General features: G+C 71.4%; 7 protein-coding genes. 5 read left to right on the top strand and 2 right to left on the bottom strand.

Translation table 11 applies throughout. The features are described from left to right. Nucleotides 1–252 precede the first annotated feature (252 nt). Nucleotides 253–1,338: a DUF1996 domain-containing protein gene (locus ACIBD9_RS32160; protein ID WP_396723303.1), complete on the bottom strand. Its 1,086-nt coding sequence runs from the start codon at nt 1,336–1,338 to the stop codon at nt 253–255. A 358-nt stretch (nt 1,339–1,696) separates the two neighbouring features. On the opposite strand from ACIBD9_RS32160, the gene ACIBD9_RS32155 reads away from it, so the two are divergent. From ACIBD9_RS32155 to ACIBD9_RS32140, 4 genes are all read left to right on the top strand, one after another. Beyond that, nucleotides 1,697–2,161, top strand: a complete 465-nt coding sequence (locus ACIBD9_RS32155) for a TlpA family protein disulfide reductase (RefSeq protein WP_396723302.1) — start codon at nt 1,697–1,699, stop codon at nt 2,159–2,161. 184 nt (nt 2,162–2,345) lie between these two features. Further along, nucleotides 2,346–2,786, top strand: a complete 441-nt coding sequence (locus ACIBD9_RS32150) for a DUF4395 domain-containing protein (protein WP_396723300.1) — start codon at nt 2,346–2,348, stop codon at nt 2,784–2,786. Nucleotides 2,787–3,011: 225 nt separating this feature from the next. Continuing rightward, a complete protein-coding gene (locus ACIBD9_RS32145) occupies nt 3,012–4,262 on the top strand; it encodes an Ig-like domain-containing protein (protein ID WP_396723298.1) in 1,251 nt (416 codons plus the stop codon). Nucleotides 4,263–4,362: 100 nt separating this feature from the next. Further along, nucleotides 4,363–4,746, top strand: a complete 384-nt coding sequence (locus ACIBD9_RS32140; protein WP_396723297.1) for a MerR family transcriptional regulator — start codon at nt 4,363–4,365, stop codon at nt 4,744–4,746. Between the two features lie 19 nt (nt 4,747–4,765). Here ACIBD9_RS32140 and ACIBD9_RS32135 read toward each other — a convergent pair whose 3' ends face one another. Then, nucleotides 4,766–5,860: an ROK family protein gene (locus tag ACIBD9_RS32135; RefSeq protein ID WP_396723295.1), complete on the bottom strand. Its 1,095-nt coding sequence runs from the start codon at nt 5,858–5,860 to the stop codon at nt 4,766–4,768. A 41-nt stretch (nt 5,861–5,901) separates the two neighbouring features. Between ACIBD9_RS32135 and ACIBD9_RS32130 the strand changes: the two genes are divergently transcribed. After that, the gene (locus ACIBD9_RS32130; RefSeq protein ID WP_396723294.1) at nt 5,902–7,122 is read left to right on the top strand and encodes an MFS transporter; all 1,221 of its coding nucleotides are present in this window, start codon (nt 5,902–5,904) and stop codon (nt 7,120–7,122) included. Nucleotides 7,123–7,263: the final 141 nt, after the last annotated feature.

The following is a 7,263-nucleotide window of genomic DNA, read 5'->3' as shown; positions in this document are numbered from 1 at the left end:
GGCCCCCCCGCCGGGGGGGGGGGCCGGCGCCCCCCGGGGGGGGGCCGCCCCCGCACTACACGATAACGCCCCCCCCGGGGGGGGGGGGGGGGGGGGGGGGGGGCCCCGGGGGCCCCCCCCCGGCCGGGCGGATGCGGTAGTGAGCGGTATACCTCAGAGGTATGAATATGACTCTGAGGTATACCGCTCACCAACACATCGGCATGGCGGGCCAGCCGAGGCGCACGCCGTCAGCCCTGTCGGGCTCGTCGACTAGAAGTTACCTGCCGAGTTGCACTTCACGCCCTGGTCGAGGCAGTTGCGCACCCGGGCTGCGAGCGCCTCGTCCTTCCACGCGTTGAAGAAGTCCGCGTGCATGGAGAACGACGTGCCGGACGCCAGGGTGATGCCGTCCGTGTTCGCGCTCAACGGGTACGAGATCACGAAGGACACCGACGGGACGGGCACCGGGTGGCTCTTCGGGCACGCCCCGGTGTGGTCGCCGTTGGCCATGTGCGCCTTGTGGTCGGGGCTGTCCAGGTGCTTGCCGTCCCAGCAGTCCGGGAAGGTGATCTGCCGGACGATGTTCGCGGTCTTCGCGCAGACCGGGAACGTCCTGTCGGCGCTGCGGCCGATCTCACCGCCGATGCCGGCGCACCAGAAGTGGTTGCCCTGCTTGTCCGGGGTGTCGACCTGGTTCTTGGCGTTACCGGTGATCATTCGCAGGCCGAACGGGAACGGCTGGGTCCTGCTCGGGTCCTTCAGTCGGGAACCGTAGTAGACGGTCACCTCCTTCGGGTCCACGACCTTGCCGTTCTGGTACATCGTCGGCACCCAGTAGGCGGACTGGTCGTCCGGCGAGTTGCAGGTGGTCGCCTTCGATGCCCGCAGCGATTCGGCGGTCGAGTTGGCGTCGGTCGACCTGTTGCCCCAGAACGTGTGGTTGTGCGAGCCGCCCACAAGCTTGGGCAGCACGATCGGGTCGTCGCTGTTGTGGTGGCTGGTCGTACAGCCGACGTTGAATTCGGGCACCTTGACCGGGTTGCCGGTCACCGGCTTGGGCTTGCGGGCGAAGAACGCCTTCGTCGCGGCGGCCTGCGCGGCAGCGTCGATGGTGATCCAGCCGCCGGATGCGGTGGGCGGGGCGGCGCTGGTCGCCGGCGTTCCCGGCTTGCCCGGCGTGGCCGAGGTGCCCGGAGCGCTCGGCGTGGCCGACGGGTCGCCCGGGGTTGCTGTCGGCGCATCCGGGCCGGACGAGCCGATGCCGGTGTCGCTGGACGGGCCGGACGCGCCGGGAGTGCCCGGCGCCTCCTTGCATCCGCCGGCGAGGGCCACGCTCACCAGCAGCAGGGCGGTCACGGAACGACGGTGTCGAGGGGTGGATCGGAGATTCATCAACGGGGGAGCACCTTTCTTCCGAGCCCGAAGAATAGGAGTGCACCCCGCGCGCGTTTCCCACCGAAACGATTAAGTCTCCCTTAAATATCGCTCTGCGATTATCTGGTCAGCTCTGCGGAGCCGCCGTGATGTCGGCTCAATCTCAATTCCCTGATTCTCCTCCAAAAACTGTAATCGGCTACTGCGGTGGCACTCCACCTTTCTTGAGTGGTCGGCCGGCCGAGGCTTTCGCGACACGCGCCCGGTGGGCAGTTCGACGTGGCGCGGCTCGTCCAACCGGCGGAGGCCACCGGCCCTCGGGCTGTGGCACCCTTGGGCGGTGCGGCACTCCCACCTGACCGGCCTCCTGGTGGTCATCGGCGTGCTCACCCTCGCGACTGTCCTCGGCTGGTGGTGGCGCCGACGCGACGGCCAGATCCGCTCGGTCGTCGCCGCCGACCGACTCGCGGACCTCGGCCCAGACCCCGCCTCGGCGACGCTCGCCGCGCTCGGGGTGCGCCCAGGTGCGGTCACCCTCGTGCAGTTCTCGTCCGCGTACTGCGCCCCCTGCCGAGCCACCCGCCGCCTCCTGACCGAGGTCGAGGGTCGCGTCGACGGGATCACCGTCGTGGAGATCGACGCCGAACGGCACCTCGACGAGGTCCGCGCGCTCGCTGTCTGGCGTACGCCGACGGTGCTGGTGGTCGACGCCGAGGGCCGGGTCGGCCAGCGCGTGTCCGGGATGCCGGGTCGCGACGAGCTGATGGCCGCGCTCCGCCCGCTGGTCGCCGGAGCCGCGCGATGACCGGCACCGCGTTGACCGGCACCGCGTTGACCGGCACTGCGTTGACCCGTCGGCGGACCGTGGACCACGGTCGGCTCTCGGCGAGCCTCTGTCCGGCGCTTCCGTCCGCCTGAGCCCTCTCCCGCCCGCGCCGGGCCCGCCCATCCTCGTGCTCCCGGCGTCCTCGCCGAACGGAACCGTTCACATGCTGCTTGACCCTCGCGCGCCCCGGTTCGCCGCCGCCATTACCACCGCGGTCCTCGCCGTCGCCCTCGTCACCGGCTCGACCCTGCTGCTGATCGTCCAGGCGCTGATCTTCGCGGTGACCGCCGCCAACCCCCGCATCGGCCCGTACGGGGTGCTCTACCGCAGCCTCATCGCGCCCCGGGTCGCGCCGCCCACCGAGCTCGAACCGGCGGCCCCGGTACGGTTCGCGCAGCTCGTCGGCCTGGTCTTCGTGCTGGTCGCGACGATCGGGAACCTGGCCGGTGTGCCGGCACTCGGGCTCGCGGCGACCGGTGCGGCACTGGCCGCCGCGTTCCTCAACGCGGCGTTCGACCTCTGCCTCGGCTGCGTCGGATACCTCGCTCTGCGTCGGATGGCGGGTCGACCGATGGCAGCCCGGGTCCCGGTCGGGCTGTCCTGATCGGTAGAGGCGTCCCCATCCTGGCCCGACCTGTTCTTACTTCGATGCCCCGAGGATCACGAAAGGGAAGCGCAACGGACGGGCCTGCGACGCGCGGTGCGCCCAGCGTTCCCCCGTTCGTTTCGTGATTTCCGGGAAACAGAGCAGGGCGCCGCCGGCGTGGAGAGAATTGCCGCCACGGAGCACACGGATGCCGGGGGACGTTGGATGGGGTTTCGAAGGCGCATGGCGCTCGTGGCGGTGACCGTCGCGGCGACACCGCTGGTTCTCGGCGGGTGTACCACCGAGCGGAAGCCCGCCGCACGCCCCACCGAGCAGGTGGTGCCATCGCCCGAACTGACCCTCACGCCCACCGACCTGTCCCGGAACGTGCCGCTCAGCGCCGAGGTGGTGCCGCACGTCACCGGCGGGAAGATCACCGCCGTGCGCATCGTCGACGACACGGGCACGCTGGTCGAGGCGGAGCCGCGCGCGGACGGCTCGGCCTGGGTGCCGACCGCTCCGTTGCGGCCGCAGCACACCTACACCGCGGCGGTGACCGCCACCGCCGAGTCCGGGCGGACCACCACCCGCACCACCACCTTCACCACCGCGGCGGCATCGACGAAGCCGCAGGTGACCAGCACCCTGTACTTCGCCGACAAGCAGACGTACGGCACGGCCATGCCGGTGACCATCGGCTTCGATCCGCCCATCGCCAGGGCGGCCCGCGCGGACGTGCAACGCCGGTTGTTCGTCACCACGAACCCACCCCAGCCGGGTGCGTGGTCCTGGGTGGACGACGGCAGTCAGGTCTACTACCGCGCCCCCGACTTCTGGCGGCCGGGCACGACCATCAGTGTCCGGGCCGGCCTGGCGGGTCTGCCGATCGGCGGCAACCACATCGGTGACGCCGACCGCACCGCGACGTCCCGGATCGGACGGCAGGTGGCGCTGGAAGTCGACAACGCCACCAAGCAGATGCGTGTGCTGCGGGACGGCAAGCTGATCCGCAGGATCCCGGTCAGCCTGGGCAAGCGCAGCACCCCCACGTCCAGCGGCAAGATGGTGATCATGGAGAAGTACCAGTACACCACGTTCGACACGCGCGGCGAGCCGAACGGCGGCTACGTGGTGAACGTCGAGGACGCGCAACGGCTCACCTGGGGCGGCGAGTTCATCCACGGGGCACCCTGGTCGGTGTCGGATCAGGGGCACCGCAACGTCTCGCACGGCTGCACGAACATCTCGGCGGCGAACGCCGACTGGTTGATGGGTGTCACCCAGGTCGGTGACCTGGTCACCTTCACCGGCACCGAGGTCCGGCTCCAGTCGGGCAACGGCTGGACGGCCTGGAACACCAGTTGGAGCCAGTTCGTCAGGGGCAGCGCGCTGCCCGTACCCGCGGATCTGGGACCGGCCCCGGCGTCGGCGCCGCCGGCCCGCGCGGTCACCGGCGGCGTGCCGACGCCGTCGCCGTCCGCCTTCGGCGGCTGACACGCCGGGCGTGCGGCGGGCTCCCGAGCTACGGTAGAACCTGACGTTTACGTTAGGGACAAGGCCGAGTGACGGGCGTCGCCGGCCGGGGGAGGGGTCCATGCGGATCGGGGAACTCGCCACGAAGACCGGGGTGTCGGTACGAGCCCTGCGCTACTACGAGGAGCAGGGCCTCCTGACTGCCGCGCGAAGCAGTGGCGGTCAGCGCCACTACCTCGATGACGCGGTCGACCGGGTGTACCTGATCCAGATGCTGTACGCCGCCGGCCTGTCCAGCCGCACCATCCTGGACCTGCTGCCCTGCGTCGACGCGAAGGTCAACACACCGCAGTCGCGGGCCATGCTCCGCGCCGAACGCGACCGCATCGATCGGCAGATCACCCAACTCCGGCAGGCGCGCAAGCGGCTCGACGAGGTCATCGCGCTCAGCGAGAGCCCGGCCAGCGGTTGCACCCGGACGGGCGCCGACGCCCAGGTGGCGTAGCGACGCGGCACGTCGGTGGTCAGATCGGGGTCAACCCTGGGATGCCGTAGTGCTGGTCGAGGACCTGCATGGCGGCGCCCGCGGCGATCACGTCCGCGCCGAGACTGGACAGGGCCACCCGGGTGCGGAGCCAGTCCGCACGCCGGGCGTCCGCCTGGACGGCGTCGGTGACCGCCGCGAGATAGGTCTGCGGGTGCCGGAGAAGGTCCGCGCCCGCCAGCACCACGTGGGCGAGGTCGAGGGTCTGGAGCAGGTTGACGACGCCCACGGCCAGCACGCCTGCGGCGCGTGCGAAGTCCCCGGCCTCGGCGGCGTGGTGGTGCACGATCTCCAGGCACCCGTGCCGGCCGCAGACGCAGCGGGGCCCGGTCAGGTCGACGACCGTGTGGCCGAACTCGCCCGCGTTGGTGTGCGCCCCCCGGTGGGCCGCGCCGCCCAGCCAGAAGCCTCCGCCGATGCCGGACTCGACCATGATGAGGGCCGCGTCGCCGAACGTCGCGCCGTGCCGCCAGGCCTCCGCCGTGATCCCCGCGGTGACGTCCTTGTCCAGGTGGACGGGGAGGCCGAGGTGCTTCTCGGCGAGCTCGCGCAGCGGTACGTCGTGCCAGTGCCGCAGGCCGTGGGCGTCCCGGACCAGGCCGTTGGCGTGGTCGAGTGGGCCGATCATGCCGATGCCCAGCCCGGTGAGCCGGCCTCGCAGGTCGCCGATGCCGGCCATCGTGTCGATGCCGACGCTCAGGGTGTCGAGAAGCTGTGTCGGGGTGAAGTCGCGGGGCAGCGGGCTAACCGCCGAGTGGTGCACGGTGCCGGCCAGGTCGACCAGGACGAGCCGCAGCGTACGCCGGGCCACGTGCGCGCCGATCGCGTACCGGCTGTCGGGGACGAGTTCGTAGACGACCGCGGGCTTGCCGATGCCCGGACGCCGGACGCCGGCGGGGCGGATCAGACCGTCGGCGGTCAGCCGGGCGATGACCTTAGAGACCGCCTGTGGGGTCAGACCGGTGGCCTCGACCACGGTCGAGCGCTCGAACGTGCCCGCCGTACGCCCCACCGCCACGACCAGTGCCTCGTTGTAGCCGCGCAGGAAGCTGACGTCGGCAGTGACGCGAGTCATCTCACCACCCTATTACGCAACGCTGTTGCTAAATTTTTTCGGTGATCGAGTTGAGTAGAGGTCGACGGTTGGCGGCGCTGGCCGCGCTGGCACTGGGCGGCGTCGCGGTCGGCCTGACCGAGTTCGTGGCGATGGGGCTGCTGCCCGACATCGCCCGCGGTCTGCTCCCGCACCAGTACGCGCAGTCGCCGTCGGACGCGATCGCCCGGGCCGGCTGGATGATCACCGCGTACGCGCTCGGGGTGGTCGTCGGTGCGCCGCTGATCGCCGCGTTGAGCGCGCGCCTGCCCCGCAAGAAGCTCGTCCTCGGGCTGCTCGTGCTGTTCGCCGTCGGCACCGTCGCATCCGCGGTCGCCCCCACCTTCGACCTGGTGCTGGTGGCCCGGTTCGCGGCGGCACTGCCGCACGGCGCATACTTCGGTGCGGCCGGTCTGCTCGCGGCGACCCTGATGGGCCCCGGTAACGAGGCCCGTGGTTTCGCCACCGTGCTGGGCGGTCTGACCGTGAGCAACCTGGTCGGCGTACCCCTCATCACGAGGCTCGGGCAGACGGTCGACTGGCGGGTCGCGTACCTGGTCATCGCCGGCTTCTTCGTGCTCACCCTGCTGGCGGTGCTGGCGGTCGTGCCGGAGGTCGCCGCGGCGGTCGACGGCTCACCGGCCGCCGAGTTGCGGGCGCTGCGGACCTCGCAGGTCTGGCTGGTCGCCGCCACCGGCGCGGTCGGTTTCGCCGGGTTCTTCGCGGTGAACACCTACATCGCGCCGGTCACCACCGACGTCACCGGCCTCTCCGCCGCGACGGTGCCGTGGGCGTTGGTCGCGGTGGGTCTCGGGATGACCGTCGGCAACGCCCTGGGCGGCTGGCTGGCCGACCGCGACCTCCAGCGGAGCATGGTCATCGGCTTCGTGGCGATGATCGTGAGCATCGCCGTGTTCAGCCTCGTGGCGTCGTCCCGTGTCGGCCTGTTCGTGGGCGCGTTCCTGGTCGGTGCGACAAGCCTCTATCTCGGTCCGGTCCTGCAGGCGCGCCTGATCACCGTCGCGCCGGGAGCACAACTGATGGGCGCGGCGCTCAACCAGTCGGCCATGAACATCGCGAACAGCCTGGGCGCTGCCCTGGGCAGCGTCGCCATCGCCGCCGGACTCGGTTACCTCGCGCCGGCCCGGGTGGGCGTCGTTCTGGCGGTCGTCGGGTTGATCCTGGGAGTGGTCAGCTTCGCCGTCGGACGACGGGTGCGCGAGCGGGTTCCGGCCACCGTCTGACAACTGAGCGGGGGGGGGGGGGCCCCCCCCGGGGGGGGGGCCCCCCCCCCCCCCCGGCCCCACGCCCCCCCCCCCCCCCCCCCCCCCCCCGGCGCGCGGATCAACAGGGGGCCCCGGTTAAAACACAGACACCCCCCCCCC

This window comes from Micromonospora sp. NPDC050784, assembly GCF_044456765.1.
In the GTDB taxonomy this organism is placed as follows: Bacteria; Actinomycetota; Actinomycetes; order Mycobacteriales; family Micromonosporaceae; genus Micromonospora; species Micromonospora foliorum.
The sequence above is the reverse complement of the archived record's forward strand: the minus strand, read 5'-3'. Positions and strand labels throughout refer to the sequence as shown.

Excerpts from the sequence above, each read along its gene's own strand:
- ACIBD9_RS32150 (WP_396723300.1), top strand. The coding sequence starts at position 2,346 with ATGCTGCTTGACCCTCGCGCGCCCCGGTTCGCCGCCGCCATTACCACC.
- ACIBD9_RS32145 (WP_396723298.1), top strand. The coding sequence starts at position 3,012 with ATGGCGCTCGTGGCGGTGACCGTCGCGGCGACACCGCTGGTTCTCGGC.
- ACIBD9_RS32140 (WP_396723297.1), top strand. The coding sequence starts at position 4,363 with ATGCGGATCGGGGAACTCGCCACGAAGACCGGGGTGTCGGTACGAGCC.
- ACIBD9_RS32135 (WP_396723295.1), bottom strand. The coding sequence starts at position 5,860 with ATGACTCGCGTCACTGCCGACGTCAGCTTCCTGCGCGGCTACAACGAG.